Source organism: Pseudoalteromonas luteoviolacea NCIMB 1944 (assembly GCF_001625565.1).
GTDB lineage: Bacteria > Pseudomonadota > Gammaproteobacteria > Enterobacterales > Alteromonadaceae > Pseudoalteromonas > Pseudoalteromonas luteoviolacea_F.
This window is the reverse complement of the sequence record NZ_AUXS01000033.1, coordinates 27,222-43,577: the sequence shown is the minus strand read 5'-3', so window position 1 is coordinate 43,577 and position 16,356 is coordinate 27,222. Positions and strand designations below refer to the sequence as shown.

The following is a 16,356-nucleotide window of genomic DNA, read 5'->3' as shown; positions in this document are numbered from 1 at the left end:
AAGTCCAGTACAACCCACCATTCACTTTCTATTCTTTCTGTTATGTCAAAGTTGTCTCCAAACTTCTTATTTTAACTTCTATCTCAGACTGTTTTAAAAGTTTGAAGAAACGACTAGACTAAAATTATTGCTAGCAACACCTTAATATCGATATGGCCGTTCAACCATTTGTTAATTCAAAAATTTTAATTGTGGAAGAACAACCTCTGGCACTTAGCTATCTAAAACAGTCGCTAGAACGTTTAGCCTATCGGAATATTTTCATTGCTGAGTCCGCCGCTGTTGCCAAAGAAAGCTGTGAAGTCAATAAGTTCGATCTGATCATATGTTCTTTTGATTTGAGTAAACGGCAAAATGGCTATCAACTTTACGAAGAGCTATTAAAAAAGCGTTTAATAAAACGCTGTACCGGATTTATTTTTACTTCTGCAGAAACAAGCCCTGAACTAGTCCATAGTGTTGTTGAGCTTCAACCCGATGATTTTTTAGTTAAGCCTTTCACCATCAAAGATTTACAGTCCAGAATTGAGCGCGTGCTAAAAAGGAAGCAAAGCCTTAAAAAGTTATATACGCTCATTGATGATGAAAACTATTCTAAAGCGCTCAAGTTTATAAATGCCGAACTAGATAGCCAGCAAACTAGCTACTCAGTTATGCTACTTAAGCTCAAAGGTGAAATGTTGCTTAAACTAAAGCGCTATGAAGAGGCGAAGCAGTTTTATAAGTCGGCACTAGAGTTACAAAAATTCACTTGGGCCAAACTCGGTTTAGTTGAAGCGTTAATCGCAAATAATGAAGATCTCACTGCACAAAAGCTATTAAAAGGCTTAATTGAAAAAAGCGAAACCCGACTTGCCGCACTTGATCTGCTCGGTCGTTTAGAAATTAAATTAAATCAGTTTGAACATGCCCAAAAAGCACTCCATGAAGCCTCGCAAATAGCACCACGCAATCTATCACGGCAAAAATCGCTAAGTACCGTTGCAATGATTAATCACGACTACGAGTGCAGCTACAATGCCCAAAAAGAGATTGCCAGTTTCGCTCGATACTCTATTCATGATAGCCCAGAGGTGTACCTAAATGCCGCTCGAGCTGGTATCGACTTTGCTTTGGCTACCGATCAGCACGAACAAATAAATAAGATCACTAGACAAACACAACAATATTTGAACGATCTTAAAAAGCAGTTTCCACATGCCATTAATCAAACTCAAATGGATGTGCTTCATGCGCGGTTACATTATCTGAAAGATGAGCATAAAAAAGCACGTCAGCTCATGGAACAATTAGATGATGAACCCCAGATCCGTTCAGTGGATGCTGCACTCGATAAAGCCAAAGCATTTCATGAGTTAGGCTTTCAACATAAAGCCCAAGCACTCTTTGGCCAGATCATTGAACATTGTGAACGTCATCAAAGCCATGAAGATCCTGTCATGATGCGCTATTTGCAGCAGCAACATGATGAACGAAAAGACATTACCATGGGTCCTAAGGAGTTAAATAACCACGCTGTTAAACAGTTCAATAAAGGCGAACTTGACGTTGCATTAGAGGCTTTTTCTCAGGCATTTAGAGTCATGCCTAAAAATGCCAGTATTGCGCTTAACTTGTTACAGTGCTTAGCGGATGCGACTGGGAAAAAAGGCATTACGTTCAACACCAACCTTGCCAAAAAATGCCTCAAAGTGCTACAAAGTGCTGATCTTGATTCAGAGCAACTAACCCGCTTCGATAAACTGTTAGCGCAAATGAAAGAGATGGGGCTTGCGCAATAGGCGTCTGATGTATCAGAGCACCTATTACATTTCAGGGTGTTTAACTCACCGTTTCATGTTTAACCATCGCAAGTGCATTGACGCAATAACGCAACCCACTCGGTTTAGGCCCATCGGGAAAAACATGTCCTAGGTGTGCGTCACATACATTACAGACTATTTCTACTCGATCCATACCATGCGTACTATCTAAGTGATAGGCGACTGCATTGGGCTTTGCTGGTTGCGTAAACGAGGGCCATCCAGAACCACTTTCAAACTTTTCTTGTGCGTCAAACAGTAATTCGCCACAACAAGCACACTCGTATTGTCCTGGTTCAAATAGACTGCAAGATTCAGAACTGAACGGCCTCTCAGTCCCTTTATTGCGAGTAATATGGAATACCGAAGGTTCAAGTAAAGCCTGCCATTGCATGATGCTTTTCTCCACTTTTCGCGGTGGTGTTGGGTTACCTTCTTTCGCCCAAGTCAGTATATCTTGCCAAAGTAACATGTTGATCTTCCCAATATTCATTTGATTTTTATTATTTGCCGCCAATAATAACTATCTTATCTATCTCAGCGCAGTAGCTTTTGAGCATATATCCAATTCATGACACAACTAGGACAATGTGCGCCACAGCGCTAATAAAATGAACCTGGAGCTACGCACCTTGTTAGGCACAGTGCATGACAAATTAACCATTCATAAGGTTTGAGCAGATAGACAAAATACCTCAGTATCATTTAGGCTTTTGCGGGCATTCACGTCAAGCTATTTTGGGTCTGGTTCAGGCCAGTCACCAAAAAAACACGTTAAATAACGGCTATTAATTAGGTACAAAATTACCCATGAAACCAATACAATTTGCGCGGCAAGATAAAATGAAAACTGGAAATGGTTGCTCGCCGCCTGTGAGATCAGCCACGCCAAATCTAGGACAGCGGTAAGCAATAGAGGCCACCGCATGTAGCGCCACGCCCTACCCCATTTTTGTGCACTACTGGGCCGCCGCATTGAATATAAAACGGTCGGTACTAATGCGATAGCAGCAATAGAAATAGCAACCAAAAAGTCGTTTTTTGAAGGAAAAAACAAACTCATAATATCTAAATCAGGGCGCCAAGTAAGTGCTGACATCAGCCACACAAGAAAGGGGCGAAGCAATACAAATAAAGTTAAATTGAACCCTAGTGGCGTGCGATACACACCATATTTATCCCAATATTCAGGCCCAAACCGCCCTATCAATTTACTCACTTTGCCCCCAAATAAAAACTGCGTTTAGCTACCTCTTTGAGGCAGGCCAAACTATTATGCTTGGTACTGCTCAAAGAGTGCGATTAAGGCCGCTTCATCCATAATCTCGATGCCCAGATCCTGCGCTTTAGTTAGCTTTGAACCTGCTTTCTCACCCGCAACCAAAGCATGTGTATTTTTCGAGACACTACCTGCAACCTTTGCTCCGAGTGCTTGCAATCGCGCTTTTGCATCATTGCGATTGAGTTCATTCAAGGTCCCGGTCAAAACATAGGTCAATCCAGCTAACGGCTGAGCCTGTTCTGATGGCGCTTCAATATCTGACCAATACACCCCAACTTCTAATAGTTCGGATACAACTTGCTGGTTGTGTTGCTCACCAAAAAAGGCATGAATATGCTGCGCAACAATCACACCGACATCACTCACTTCTTGTAAACTCTCAATGGAGGCATTCATGACTTTTTCAAGGGTTAAGTAATGGTTTGCTAAATTTTGTGCGGTCGCTTCACCGACCTCTCTGATCCCTAACGCATATAAGAATTTAGCTAACGTAGTCTGTTTACCTGCTTCTAGTGCATTCACCAAGTTTTTGGCAGACTTAGGCCCCATACGCTCTAGGGATTCAAAGTGCCCTTGGCGTAATTTAAATAGCTCAGCGGGAGTTTTGATCAGCTCCCTATCCACCAGCTGCTCAACGATTTTGTCCCCTAACCCGTCAATATCGAGGGCTTTTCTGGATGAAAAGTGCTTTATCGCCTCTTTTCTTTGCGCTTGGCATACCAACCCGCCAGTACAGCGCGCAACAGCCTCCCCTTCAACGCGATCTACATGCGAGTCACACACCGGACAAGTGTTTGGAAATTCGATATCAAACGCATCACTCGGACGCTTGTCTAACACCACTTGCGTAATTTGTGGAATGACGTCACCTGCGCGTCGGATAATCACGTGATCTTTTACTTTAATGCCTAGGCGGTCAATTTCATCTTGATTATGCAGTGTTGCATTCGATACTGTGACACCTCCAACAAATATAGGCTCAAGCCTTGCAACGGGTGTTATCGCGCCGGTACGCCCGACTTGGAATTCAACATCGAGCAATTGAGTGATCTCTTCTTGTGCTGGAAACTTAAATGCAATCGCCCAGCGAGGTGCCCGCGCCACAAAACCTAATTGAGATTGCTGTTGTTTGTTATCCACCTTAATAACAACGCCATCAATTTCATAACTTAGTGCATCGCGACGGTTAAGAATATCTTGATAATATGCCAGCGCCTGCGCAACGCCATTAACACGTTTGGTTTCAGGGCACATAGGCAGGCCCCAAAGCTTAAGCTGCTCTAGTTGGCCATAGTGCGTCTCTGCCAGTTGTGCCCCTTCAACCGTTCCCATTGAATAGGCATAAAACATCAAGGGTCGCTTGGCGGTAATTTTTGAATCAAGCTGACGCAAGCTACCCGCTGCCGCATTTCTTGGATTAGCAAAGGTTTTCTCGTCTTTGGCCAAAGCGGTTTCATTGAGGCGCTCAAAACCCGCTTTGTCCATAAACACTTCACCACGTACTTCAACTTCCGCAGGGATGTTGTCCCCCCTCAAACGCAATGGAATATTACGGATCGTTTTCACATTTTCAGTGATATTCTCGCCAACTTGTCCGTCTCCACGTGTAGCCGCTTGCACTAATACACCGTCACGATACAAAATTGACACCGCGAGACCATCTAATTTGGGTTCACAACAAAATGTTAGCTCACCAGATTCTAACAGGCGCTCTTTGATACGACGGTTGAATGCATTAAATTCTGCGTCATCAAACGCGTTGTCCAACGACAGCATCGGGACCTTGTGAGTTACTTGATCAAACTTACTCAGTGCTGCGCCACCCACTTTTTGTGAAGGGGAGTCAGCCGTAAGTAGCTCCGGGTGCCCTGTTTCTAAATCAATCAGCTCTCGCATTAACCTATCATATTCGGCATCTGGCACGGTGGGCATATCCTGCACATAATATTTGTAATTGTGCTCTTCCACTTGTGCTTTTAATTCATTGATTCTATTGCTGATAGATTCGGACATTTCAACCTCTTAATAAAACAAAAGCCACCGGCCTGTGCCAGTGGCTTACTCTATCTTTTACCATTTCATTCGAAATACGATGCAGTTTACACCATAGAACTAGGCTGCGAACTCACGTACTTTTTCAACGTACGTTCTAATGGTATCTACCGTCAGTGGCTCGCGCTTACTGTCTAGAACTTGTGCACCGAACTCATCCGATAATTTTTTCGCTGCTCCGTGCAACATATTGAATGCAGCCATACTGTCGCCTTCACAAGGCAATGTCATAAATAAACTGACGCCAGCTGTGCTAAATTGCTCCATATTATCGATATCGAACGTACCTGGGTTATACATATTCACAAGTCTAAATAACACAGGTCCATTACCTGATGACTCTAAGTGGCGATTAAAAAAGCCCTCTTCAGAGAATTTAAAGCCCAAACTGAGTACACTCGGCAATAATTTTGAGCCTTCCATTGCTAAGCCTTCCGGCATTTGTATGTGCAGAATTATAAAATCCTGAGGCTCCACAGCGGGCTCTGCGCTCTGAGCTGTTTGTGCTTGTTCTTCTTGCAGAGAAGGCTGTGGATCAGCTTGTACTTCAGATGCATCCGTGGAGTGCGAATGCTGCTCCTCTTCTACAGCCGTAAAGCTCATATCATTTAGTTCAGGTTCTGAGGGTTTGCTATGCTCATTTGCAGTTGGCAAATTTTGTCTACGATCCTCTTTATCTTCTTTTTTTCTTACAGACCATAGCCCATGTATCAGTAGTCCACCTATGATCAACGCGCTGATCACGATTAATGCCCATCTTAATTCTGTGGCCATTGTTCACCTTTACTTTTATTATGTATGTGCCATCTGCACTGCTTGTTCTATATCTACGGCAACTACGCGAGAAACACCCGGTTCTGCCATAGTTACCCCCGTCAGCCTTGCGGCCATTTCCATAGCCACTTTGTTGTGGCTAATATAAATAAATTGCACCGTTTGAGACATCTCTTCAACGAGGCGACAAAAACGTCCAACATTGGCATCGTCTAACGGTGCATCTACTTCGTCCAGCATACAAAACGGTGCCGGATTTAACCTGAAGATAGAAAATACCAATGATAATGCGGTCAACGCTTTTTCTCCACCACTTAACAGATGAATTGTCGAGTTTTTCTTGCCTGGTGGCCTTGCCATTATAGTAACACCACTTTCTAACAAATCATCACTGGTGAGCTCTAAATACGCATTCCCGCCACCAAACACCTTTGGAAACAACTCTGCAAGATCTCGATTGACCTGATCAAAAGTGGCTCTAAAGCGCGTTTTCGTCTCTCTATCTATTTTTTTAATCGCATTCTCAAGGGTTTCAAGCGCCGCAGTTAAGTCGTTAAGCTGCTCATCCAAGTATGTTTTACGCGACTGGGCTTCATCAAACTCTTCAATTGCAGCTAAATTAACAGCGCCTAATACCGACAGCTTTTGTACGGTTGCTGTCAATTGGCTTTGATATACTCCGGTACTCACTTTTTCATCCAGAGTCGCAAGCACTCCTTTTAAGGTTTGCTTTAGCTCAATTAACGGTTCCAGCGCAGCTTGTGCTTTTACCAGCAAACTTTGTTCTTGTAATTGTAGCTGCTGTTTTTGCTCTTTGAGTTTAAGACTGTGCGATTGCGCATCCTGCACGCTATTTTGCTTTTCAGCAAGCTGTTGTTTTGCTTCTGAAACTTGCTGCTCAAAATGGGCCAATTTTTGTTGCTGTTCGCGGTCAGTATTCAGCAATGTCGAAATTTGAGATTGCGTCTCTGATAACGGTGCTTCTAGTAAAACCTGTTGTTCGGTATTTGCCTCCAATGCAGCCACACACAGTTGCAAACTTTCGCTTAAATGTACTGATTTTGTTGCGCTTATTTGCTGGTCACTCTGCGCTTGCTGCAACGCCATTTTCGCAAGATGCACTTGCTCTTGCGCTTGGCTTTTTCCTGTCAGCGCATTTTGTATCTGATGCCTTTGCGCTTCAACCTGCTCACGCTTCTCTTCTAAATTGTGCTGGGTCACTTCTAACTGCTGAGTACAGTGCAAATGATTTAATTCACGCTGCTCAACCAACTCTTGTGTCGTTGTCATTTCTTGACGAGTTTTAGTTATCTCAGCGGCCAATTTATCCGCTTGACTCTGCCACCCTTGCTGCTGTAACTCTAGCACTTCAAGGCGACTTTTATTTGCTGCAACTTGCTGAGCAACCGTGTGAACAGCTTGTTTATTCTGCTCTATCACATTTTCAAGCTCAGTATGTTTGGTCGCGTTTGTGCTTAACTGTCGCTGTGCTTCTTCTAGCGCTTTTTGTTGGGCTGGCAAACTCGTATTTAAGTTATCAAGCTTTTGATAATTCACCAGTTGGTTCGAGCCGCCTTCTGACGTCGGCATTTTGAAATTTTCGCCATACAAACAGCCTTCATCATCAACGGCAAAAATATAATGGGAAGTCACAGTAAATTGTCGATGTTTTCCTAACCACTTAACATGGTTTAAAAAGCTTGGGAAAACACCAGATTCTATAAACTGTGCAACACTGTCAGAGTCACTTGTTTGTGTATGCGCCCATAAACCCGCTCCATTGGGGACTTCGCTAATCGACAGAGAGTTCAGCCCAAGTAGCGCGCACTCTACAATTTGTGCATAGCCTTCTCGGACTTTTAACTGAGCTAAAAACGACGGAGCCTGTGACTCTTCATGCACATCAAGCAGGGAAATTAAGGTATCTCGCTCGGCTGTGGATTGTAACAGCTGCTGCTGCGCGTCTTGCACCATCTCTTCACTTTGGTGCAACTGCGCCTCGCTCTTTAGTCGCTGCTCTACCAGCTTTTGAGCCTGACTTTGCAAACTCGCCATCTCTTTAAGCAGCTCGTGCTGTTTGGCCCGCTCCTCACTCAATAACTCACTGTTATTTTGTGTCGTGAGCGCCTGTTCATCTGCTACCAAACCTGTGAGGTTATCTTGTAAATGAAGGTGTGTTTGTTTTGCCTGCTGCAAAGTAATATTGCTTGATGCATGTTGCTCTTTTGCCATAGTAACGCGCTCGGTCAATTCTTTGAGAAGACCTTCAATTTCACTATTGGCTTGATGCTGCTGTTCGTAAAGCGCTTCCCGCTCTTCCAATAGCGCCTCTTGGAGTGTTAGGCGCTCAGCAGCCTCTTCACTCTTTTGTTTATGTAACTCGCAAGTGGCTTGCTGCTGTGTCAAGAGCAACTGTGCATTGGCATGTTCAGCCTGACACTTAACTTGAGCTTCGCTGAGTTCAATGCGCTTTTCAGTGAGGTGGATCTTTTGCTGCTCAGCACGAGTCAGTGCTGTATGGGTTTTATGTTTTTCCTGCTGCAATACACTCAGTGCATCGTTTAAATGCACTACTTTGTGTTCGAAGCTAGCAATCACATCACTTTGTCCACCGTGAGCCTGCTCTAAAAACTGTAGCTGCTCATCAAGCTTTGCTATTTGTTGTACTTTTTGCTTCAGCTTGTCATTAAAGTCCTGCCATTTAATAACGGCAAGTTGTCCTTTGAGAGTTCGCTCCTTCGCTTTGAGGTCTTTGTATTTTTTTGCTGCTTCGGCTTGTTGAGCCAATCGGTCAAGCTGTGATTGCAACTCTTTACGCATGTCGAGCAAGCGTTCTAAATTATCCCGCGTGCTTTTAATACGTGTTTGAGTTTCACGCCTGCGCTCCTTATATTTAGAGACACCTGCGGCTTCTTCTAAAAAGACTCTTAATTCATGAGGCTTACTCTCTATTAGACGAGAAATCATGCCCTGTTCAATAATTGCATAACTGCGAGGCCCCAAGCCCGTCCCTAGAAAGATATCGGTAATATCGCGACGACGACATTTGCTACCATTTAAAAAGTATAGTGACTGTCCATCTCGAGTCACGAGACGTTTAATGGCGATTTGGTTGCGATCAGCCAGTGACCCTGGCAACGTGCCCTTCGTATTGTCAAACATTAACTCAACGGATGCTTGAGAAATCGCTTTTCGCTGAGTCGAACCATTAAAAATGACATCCGTCATTGCGTCGCCACGCAAGTTTTTTGCAGAGCTTTCACCCAATACCCAGCGCACAGCATCAATGACATTAGATTTGCCACATCCATTAGGCCCAACCACACATGTCATTTGATCAGGAAAAGGGATTTTAGTGGGCTCAACAAAAGACTTGAAACCTGCTAGTTTTATGTGACTTAAGCGCATAGAGAAAGCTGTATATTTTGATTAATGCCGCAACAATCGTACATTAGATTGAGCGGCGAAAATTATCAAGAATGATGCCCGTCGCCATAGCCACATTGAGAGACTCTGCTTGACCATATGCCGGAATAGTTATGGGCTGATTGATGTACTGACTGGCTTTTTCGCGGATCCCATGAGACTCGCTGCCCATAACAAGTAGCCCGCGCTCGGTAAATGGAGTTTGATGAACACTTTGCCCTTCAAGATATGCACCATATATGGGTCCGTTGTAATGGCTTAATAGTTGCTCTAGATCTGTTCTGATCACATCTACCCGCACAAACGATCCCATTGTTGCACTGATCACTTTTGGATTTAAATGGTCTGCACAGTCTTCACTGACCACCACCTGCTTCAACCCATACCAATCTGCAAGTCGAATGATCGTGCCTAAGTTACCTGGATCAGATACACCGTCAAGCGCCAATACGAAGCCACTTTTATCTATTTCTTTCGGCTCAGCAATTGGCACAATCGCAATGGCCGCATTATTGCTCACTAACGTACTGACTTTACTAAGCGCCTGTTCATCACATTCCGTAACTTGGCAATGCTTCAAGGTGTTTTTATGACTAAGAATAAATTGAGGTGTGGCGAAAACCTGCTGTACTTCCACTTTTGCTTGCAGTAACTCCAAGACATTCTTTTCGCCTTGAACTAAGTACAGACCGTGTTGTTTACGGTACTTTTTTTGAGCCAGAGCGCGAATAAGTTTTTGTTGATTTTTAGACAGCATACACACCTCATTTGGTTAGGAAGCGAAGTATATACACAATATAGGACAAAGGGCAGTGGAATTGCTGCTTTCGAAGCGAAGGCGAACGACAAATATTCACTCCCCCCTGAGTCAGTGCGCTTTGCACTCACTTTCAGTTGTGATTACAATAGCAACAAAATAAAAAGTGATACACATTGAAATCACTCCTAGTTAACCCCAATTTGAGACGCAGTTATGTCCGCAGAGCTCCACGTTATCCTGCTAAATATCGTTATTCTTGCAATAACCTATTTTGTTATCTCACCCAAATATGCCGGTAACGACTTTAAAAAGGTGTCTACACAAGATTTTATTGCATCAATGCTCTCGCTCGCAATCGTTGGTTCTGAGTACTTTGCCACAGGTGTCGAGTTTACCTTGTTCTTTTTTGAGGTAAATTGGGCTTGGTTTACATTGGTAAGTTTTACAATCATAGAGCTGCCTTTGTTTTACTGGTACGCAAAGCACCACAATGTAAAGCTGCCTTAATAAATTTAAGCACTAAAAAAGGCATCATAAAGATGCCTTGGGTTTAATTTACATTAACTTTGGGGGAACTGTTACATTTCTTTATTGTGTAGTATTTGCGCGACTACATCTTTAAAATCATGACACGGTTTAAGCGCAGTGATCACGCCATTACTACTTTTTACTAAATCAATTACATCAAAATAACCGACTGCTTTTTGTTGGCTATTTTGTACAAATAAATAGGTTAGGCCATCCGCTTCGATGGTTGCTTTAATGTCTCCAACTTGAGCTTCAACAACCTGAGCAGTTGATATTTGACGTAGTGACGATATTGCAATCATCATATCCGCAACACTTAAGTCATTTCGACTTAAGCCCATAGTCTGTGCCTTTTCAAGGACATTTCGGCTACCTAATAAAGCTGAAGAAATTAATCCAATTGGTTCACCTGTTGTCGATATGACAAGTGCCGCTGCTTGATGTGTTTTGTTCAATACCAACGCAGCTTCATCTAGGGTCGCGTCTAAGTCGATGTATATCGTTGGTAAAGGGCGAAGAAATTGCTCCGCAGGTAATTGTTCAAACGCTTTAGTATTGGCCGTAGCCACATTAACGGTATTGTTTGTTACAGCGCCTGTATTAACAGCCGCAGTCTTAAGTGCATGATAATAGCTCATGATCCACCTCACGATGATTAAGTTAAATTAATTATGGTGTTTTATATGGGGATTATTGAGCAGGTGGTGCGCGAATTTGCGTCGCATTTTGTGAAGAACTTAGGAAAGACCAAGAAGTTGAGTTAACAAAATCTGTAGTACACAGCGAACTTTTAACACTAGCTAACGGCAAGGCTTCATCAAGATCTACATCTAAGTACTGTAAATCGAGATCTGCAATAAGCTCGATAACCTGCTGCCTTTCTTCAGCTGCGTGCACGCCTGCCGCCGTTACACAAAGTAACGTCGCTAAGCTGACTGCAAACAATAACTGAAAGACACGCATGCTGTTTTTCACTCCTAGATGATCTATCAATTAGTGTATGGACTCACCTAGGTGTTTACAAGGGGTAACCCCTGATCCCACACCTAAGTTAATTGTAAGAGAGTGTGACATTCCCTCTCTAGGCCATGAATTTAAAGACTTTCTTTTGCAATGATAGAGATCAAAAAATCACGCACTAAAATGCAATTAACGATTATAATAGACTTCAACTGTTCCCAATTTAGAGCTTAACGATGCAAATTACAAAAGGGATGGAGTACTTTATTGCGGGCTTTTCCATGCTTAGCCAAAAAGGACTCAAACGCTTTGTTTTTATCCCGTTATTTATCAATATTCTGTTATTTGGCGGATCGCTGTTTTTTCTATTTGACTGGTTAACACAGGGGTTTGAATATCTAAATAGCGCACTACCTACGTGGCTTAGTTGGCTAGAATGGCTACTATGGCCCCTGGCAATCTTAATTATTCTATTTAGTTACAGTATGGTATTTACTGTTATTACCAATTTTATTGCTGCGCCGTTTAATGGTTTGCTATCGGAAAAAGTGGAGCTCCACCTCACAGGCCAACCTATTAATGATGATGGTTTTACAGATCTACTAAAAGACGTTCCTCGGATGATGGGGCGGGAGTGGACTAAGCTATGCTATTACCTACCAAGGGCAATCATTTTCTTTTTAATGTTATGGATGCTGCCTATTATTGGACAAATCCTTTGGATCCTATTTACCTGCTGGATGTACAACGTACAGTATAATGACTATCCGTTTGACAATCATAAGATCAGCTTTAATCAGATGAAGCAAGATCTAAAAGGCAAGCAGGGCCTATCATATGGATTTGGTTTTGCAGTATTTGTACTCACAGCCATCCCATTTGTTAACCTCATCGTCATGCCTGCTGCTGTCTGTGGCGCCACAAAACTATGGGTAGAGAATTACCGAAGCAATTACCGATAACGACTCGTAAAAACGTCACATTTCATACCGATAATAGTTGAAAAAATCCATACTGGGACGTTATGAACATTTTAACTAAAGTCGTATTCACTATGGCACTGCTAGGCAGTGCCAGCGCCAGTGCTTCTGCACAACTTGGGCCAAGACCGTTTTATTTGCTCGACCAAATGGCAACAAGTGCACTTAAATCCAAGCTCTCTCGGTGTGTAAACAGACCCTTTTTTAAATCTCAGTTTTCTATCGGACACCGTGGCGCTCCCACTCAATTCCCTGAACATACAAAAGAGTCTTATATCGCAGCTGCACGAATGGGAGCCGGCGTATTAGAGTGTGATGTCACATTTACTAAAGATAAAGAGTTAGTTTGCCGTCATGCCCAGTGCGATTTACATACCAGCACTGACATTTTACTACGCCCAGAATTGGCAGCCAAATGCAGCCAGCCTTTTACCCCAGCAGATCCCGACACTGGCACGCCAGCAAACGCGAAATGCTGTACGTCGGATTTAACGCTTGACGAGTTTATGCAGCTCAAAGGCAAAATGGATGGCGCAAACCCCAATGCAAGCACACCGCAGGAGTATGTAAAAGGCACTGCTAACTGGCGTACAGACCTTTACTCCGCAACCGGTACATTGATGACCCATGCACAGAGTATTGAGTTATTTAAATCTCTACGAGTAAAAATGACGCCTGAGTTAAAGGCCCCCGCGGTTGCAATGCCATATCAGGGTATGACACAACAAGATTACGCCCAAAAAATGGTTGATGAATATCGCGCCGCACGAGTCTCTCCCCGTAAAGTTTTACCACAATCTTTCAATATTGAAGATGTTAAGTTTTGGCGTCATAACACTCGCTACGGTAAACGTGGTGTGTATTTAGATGGTCGCTATTCCGACCCCAACTTCGACCCAAACAATGCGCTAACTTGGCGTCCAAACATGGATGAAATCAAAGCCAGCGGAGTTAATATTATCGCCCCGCCTTTATGGGTACTGTTAACGCTAGATGACGCAGGCAAGCTGGTACCTTCACAATATGCAATTGCAGCAAAAGCAGCCAATCTCGATATAATAACGTGGACTCTTGAACGCTCAGGACTGATCTCTCAAGGTGGTGGATGGTACTATCAAGGGATCAGCGATGCTGTTAAAAACGAAGGCGATGTTTATACAGTACTGGATGTATTGGCTAAACAAGTTGGCGTTAAAGGGGTATTTAGTGATTGGCCCGCGACAACGACATTTTACGCCAACTGTATGAACCTTTACTAATTTCAAGTCTTGTACGATGTGTTATCAATACGACACATCGTACCTATTCGATACAGCTTAGATATAAATACTTGGGCCACTTGTACCTGGACCTGTAATTGTGCTCGGCCCTGTTAAAGTACCAGTAAATGGCCCCGTAGCAGGATCCGTTGGTCCCGTTTGAATAATTGTTGCCTTATCGGTCAGCTTGTATGCATCTGGGTGGGTTGTTGTATAAGTATCTGACGACACACTTACGTGTGCACCACCAATTTGCTTGGTCATCTTTGATGGAATAATCGCAGCATCTTGAGACAAGGTTTTTAGTTTACGCTTTTTAAGGTTTAACATCTCATACTCCTTATTAAAATCGTCTCACATACTACGAATCAATTTTAATCGAGCAACTTAAAAGCCAGCCTCAAAATAAAACATTAGAGAGAATAATAAATTCACCCTCTTTTTAAATCTTTGATATTATTTTAAAAACCAAACAATTAGACTTTCCTATTAGAATCATAAGGTAAATACTACTCGGTTTTTACCTTAATCTTGATTTTAAAGCGCGCGGGCTATAACTCTATCGACTGAGCATGGTTCAATCGATTTGTCGGATCCAACAAACGTTTGACCTGCTGCAACCTTGGGTAGTTATCCTTGTAATACAGGTATTGCCAATTGGGAATATCCGTATCTGCATAGTTCACGTAACAGCCGTCCATAGTTCCATCTGGAGCAGGTCCCCTTTCACCATACATTTTCAGGTATAGGCCATTCATCCAGCCAATATGATAAGGGTCTTGAGTAGGTTCAAACCAATAAGTTTGATATTGTAACTTCATTACAGAACTTCGATGCGAGACTGCCGTATCTGAAGAAGATAATGCATTAATTTGACCACCGTAAGAGGAAATTTGTACCAAGCCTCCTGGGCTTAAATAATCGCCATTTCGTAGCTCATTCCATAACGTGCGTATCTGTGATTCAGGAAACGGTTGATTCATATAAGCAGATTTGTTTTTCCCCCTAGCACCAATTAACGGACCTGCCGCATATTGTGTTCCGTACCACCATGGTAAGCTGAAATAACTGCCTGGCGGTGTAGGTCTTGGCGGCGCATCTTCTTGACTCTGCAACCCCATATGATCGGTTGTGCGCAAGCCTATTTTTGCCTGTGCCAATTGAGATACAGAGAACACGGCATCCAAAAACTCATCAATTAAGCCCGGATTGCCACTGCTAAACAATTGCATACGTATATCGCCACCTCCTCCTACAGAGTTGGGTACAGACATGGATGAATGCAATGCATTAAAGCGGCTTTCTGGTCCATTGTTTTTAGTCCAGAATTCACCATAATTTTTTAGTAGAGCTGCAAATTGGGTATAGTCCAAACTAGCCCATGGTATCGATATTTCTTGTGCATGTATAAAGGCTGGTACATCTGGTAGATCTTTGAAAAAGTATTTTGTAACAATGCCAAAATTGCCACCGCCGCCACCTTGGTGAGCCCATACGATTTCATCTGCCTGCGCCGATTGCCCTTTGAAGTATTTGCGAGGGTAAGTCGCCTGACCGCCCCATTCGTTAAACGCGACTAATTCAACCCCGGCTAAATAGTCACTCGACAAGCCAAATTGTCTCGAGTGCACACCAAATCCCCCACCACAAACATGACCGCCAATACCCACACCAAAACACGAACCTGCTGGGATTATTTTACCAAACTCCTTAAACAAGGTTTTGTAGGTATGGCCCAAGTTAGCACCCGCTTCAACCACATAATAATCGCCCTCTTTGTAAATTCGGTCCATATTACTGATATCAATTACAACGCCATTATCATTATCCACAAACCCCTCATAACAATGACCGCCCGCGCGCACTGTGATTCGCTTTCCTTGCGTGATCGCATCTCTTGCCGCCATATAAACTTCATGGGCTGAGCTACAGGCGCCAATGTATGTTGGCTGGCTTAAGAAGCGCATGTTGGAACCCAATAGCATTGAAATATAGCGCGGGTCATTGCCAAATACTTTGTGATACTGCCCGTACTCCCCCCGCGCCTGAGCAGCCGAAGACTGCAAAGCTAACGGTGCAGCGCCAACGGCGCCCCCGACAGCCAGTGACTTTTTCAAGAAACTACGTCGAGACGTCAGCTCCGTTGATTGTGAAATCAAGTTTTTTTCTTTGTTATCCATAGTCCTGTCCTTACATGTTATTGTTATTCGCCATACGGCGCTAAACCACAATCCTAACTCGGTGCGCTTGTTCGTATGACAGCTTTAATGTAGCAATAAAAAGGACAAGATCTGTATATAAATTAGACTAAATAACTAGAGGAAAAGTAACTTAGAGTATTTTACAAACCCATATATCCTATAAAAAATGGATAGTAAGCACTTGCACTAGATGTGTATCAAAATATTTCTTTATAAGGGGAGCAGGTAGGGACTGAGAAGGCTAAGTTTCGCTACTGACCGAAAATGCAGGCGCAAAAGGCAATAGTGCACCTGCAAGATTTATTTAATCTCTGTTAACTTTTAAACCACTT

General features: G+C 43.1%; 14 protein-coding genes. 4 read left to right on the top strand and 10 right to left on the bottom strand.

From position 1 onward, the window contains the following. The first annotated feature begins 152 nt into the window (after positions 1-152). Positions 153-1,781, top strand: coding sequence for a response regulator (locus N483_RS12945; protein WP_023397291.1), 1,629 nt, complete (start codon positions 153-155; stop codon positions 1,779-1,781). A gap of 40 nt (positions 1,782-1,821) precedes the next feature. Here N483_RS12945 and msrB read toward each other — a convergent pair whose 3' ends face one another. From msrB to N483_RS12915, 6 genes are all read right to left on the bottom strand, one after another. Continuing rightward, positions 1,822-2,274 carry a peptide-methionine (R)-S-oxide reductase MsrB gene (gene msrB, locus N483_RS12940; protein ID WP_023397292.1) on the bottom strand — a complete coding sequence of 151 codons (453 nt, stop codon included), beginning with the start codon at positions 2,272-2,274 and terminating at the stop codon, positions 1,822-1,824. A 261-nt stretch (positions 2,275-2,535) separates the two neighbouring features. Next, on the bottom strand, positions 2,536-3,009 hold the full coding sequence (locus tag N483_RS12935; RefSeq protein WP_036974947.1) for a DUF2919 domain-containing protein: 474 nt from the start codon (positions 3,007-3,009) through the stop codon (positions 2,536-2,538). A 66-nt stretch (positions 3,010-3,075) separates the two neighbouring features. Then, entirely contained in the window at positions 3,076-5,097 is a 2,022-nt protein-coding gene (gene ligA / locus N483_RS12930) for an NAD-dependent DNA ligase LigA (RefSeq protein WP_023397294.1), read from the bottom strand. A gap of 99 nt (positions 5,098-5,196) precedes the next feature. Further along, the gene (gene zipA, locus N483_RS12925; protein ID WP_023397295.1) at positions 5,197-5,910 is read right to left on the bottom strand and encodes a cell division protein ZipA; all 714 of its coding nucleotides are present in this window, start codon (positions 5,908-5,910) and stop codon (positions 5,197-5,199) included. A gap of 18 nt (positions 5,911-5,928) precedes the next feature. After that, complete coding sequence (locus N483_RS12920; RefSeq protein ID WP_023397296.1) at positions 5,929-9,318, bottom strand: chromosome segregation SMC family protein; 3,390 nt, start codon at positions 9,316-9,318, stop codon at positions 5,929-5,931. A gap of 43 nt (positions 9,319-9,361) precedes the next feature. Then, positions 9,362-10,093: a TrmH family RNA methyltransferase gene (locus N483_RS12915; protein ID WP_023397297.1), complete on the bottom strand. Its 732-nt coding sequence runs from the start codon at positions 10,091-10,093 to the stop codon at positions 9,362-9,364. Between the two features lie 216 nt (positions 10,094-10,309). Between N483_RS12915 and N483_RS12910 the strand changes: the two genes are divergently transcribed. Continuing rightward, a complete protein-coding gene (locus tag N483_RS12910; RefSeq protein WP_023397298.1) occupies positions 10,310-10,603 on the top strand; it encodes a hypothetical protein in 294 nt (97 codons plus the stop codon). Positions 10,604-10,674: 71 nt separating this feature from the next. On the opposite strand, the gene N483_RS12905 is transcribed toward N483_RS12910, so the two are convergent. Then, positions 10,675-11,262 carry a hypothetical protein gene (locus N483_RS12905; RefSeq protein WP_023397299.1) on the bottom strand — a complete coding sequence of 196 codons (588 nt, stop codon included), beginning with the start codon at positions 11,260-11,262 and terminating at the stop codon, positions 10,675-10,677. A 52-nt stretch (positions 11,263-11,314) separates the two neighbouring features. Further along, positions 11,315-11,587, bottom strand: a complete 273-nt coding sequence (locus N483_RS12900) for a hypothetical protein (protein WP_023397300.1) — start codon at positions 11,585-11,587, stop codon at positions 11,315-11,317. A gap of 233 nt (positions 11,588-11,820) precedes the next feature. Here N483_RS12900 and cysZ point away from each other — a divergent pair, with 233 nt between their 5' ends. Together cysZ and N483_RS12890 are read left to right on the top strand one after the other, a co-directional pair. Next, positions 11,821-12,546 (top strand): sulfate transporter CysZ, encoded by a 726-nt coding sequence (gene cysZ, locus N483_RS12895; RefSeq protein ID WP_023397301.1) that lies wholly within the window; start codon positions 11,821-11,823, stop codon positions 12,544-12,546. 92 nt (positions 12,547-12,638) lie between these two features. Then, positions 12,639-13,823: a glycerophosphodiester phosphodiesterase family protein gene (locus N483_RS12890; protein WP_231105457.1), complete on the top strand. Its 1,185-nt coding sequence runs from the start codon at positions 12,639-12,641 to the stop codon at positions 13,821-13,823. A 57-nt stretch (positions 13,824-13,880) separates the two neighbouring features. Here N483_RS12890 and N483_RS12885 read toward each other — a convergent pair whose 3' ends face one another. Both N483_RS12885 and N483_RS12880 read right to left on the bottom strand, forming a co-directional pair. Next, entirely contained in the window at positions 13,881-14,153 is a 273-nt protein-coding gene (locus N483_RS12885; protein WP_023397303.1) for a hypothetical protein, read from the bottom strand. 221 nt (positions 14,154-14,374) lie between these two features. Beyond that, positions 14,375-16,003: a BBE domain-containing protein gene (locus tag N483_RS12880; RefSeq protein ID WP_023397304.1), complete on the bottom strand. Its 1,629-nt coding sequence runs from the start codon at positions 16,001-16,003 to the stop codon at positions 14,375-14,377. Positions 16,004-16,356 lie beyond the last annotated feature (353 nt).

Coding starts and splice junctions, on each gene's coding strand:
- N483_RS12905 (WP_023397299.1), bottom strand. CDS start 11,262: ATGAGCTATTATCATGCACTTAAGACTGCGGCTGTTAATACAGGCGCT.
- N483_RS12890 (WP_231105457.1), top strand. CDS start 12,639: ATGGCACTGCTAGGCAGTGCCAGCGCCAGTGCTTCTGCACAACTTGGG.
- cysZ (WP_023397301.1), top strand. CDS start 11,821: ATGCAAATTACAAAAGGGATGGAGTACTTTATTGCGGGCTTTTCCATG.
- msrB (WP_023397292.1), bottom strand. CDS start 2,274: ATGTTACTTTGGCAAGATATACTGACTTGGGCGAAAGAAGGTAACCCA.
- N483_RS12900 (WP_023397300.1), bottom strand. CDS start 11,587: ATGCGTGTCTTTCAGTTATTGTTTGCAGTCAGCTTAGCGACGTTACTT.
- N483_RS12945 (WP_023397291.1), top strand. CDS start 153: ATGGCCGTTCAACCATTTGTTAATTCAAAAATTTTAATTGTGGAAGAA.
- N483_RS12915 (WP_023397297.1), bottom strand. CDS start 10,093: ATGCTGTCTAAAAATCAACAAAAACTTATTCGCGCTCTGGCTCAAAAA.
- zipA (WP_023397295.1), bottom strand. CDS start 5,910: ATGGCCACAGAATTAAGATGGGCATTAATCGTGATCAGCGCGTTGATC.
- N483_RS12910 (WP_023397298.1), top strand. CDS start 10,310: ATGTCCGCAGAGCTCCACGTTATCCTGCTAAATATCGTTATTCTTGCA.
- N483_RS12920 (WP_023397296.1), bottom strand. CDS start 9,318: ATGCGCTTAAGTCACATAAAACTAGCAGGTTTCAAGTCTTTTGTTGAG.
- N483_RS12880 (WP_023397304.1), bottom strand. CDS start 16,003: ATGGATAACAAAGAAAAAAACTTGATTTCACAATCAACGGAGCTGACG.
- ligA (WP_023397294.1), bottom strand. CDS start 5,097: ATGTCCGAATCTATCAGCAATAGAATCAATGAATTAAAAGCACAAGTG.
- N483_RS12885 (WP_023397303.1), bottom strand. CDS start 14,153: ATGTTAAACCTTAAAAAGCGTAAACTAAAAACCTTGTCTCAAGATGCT.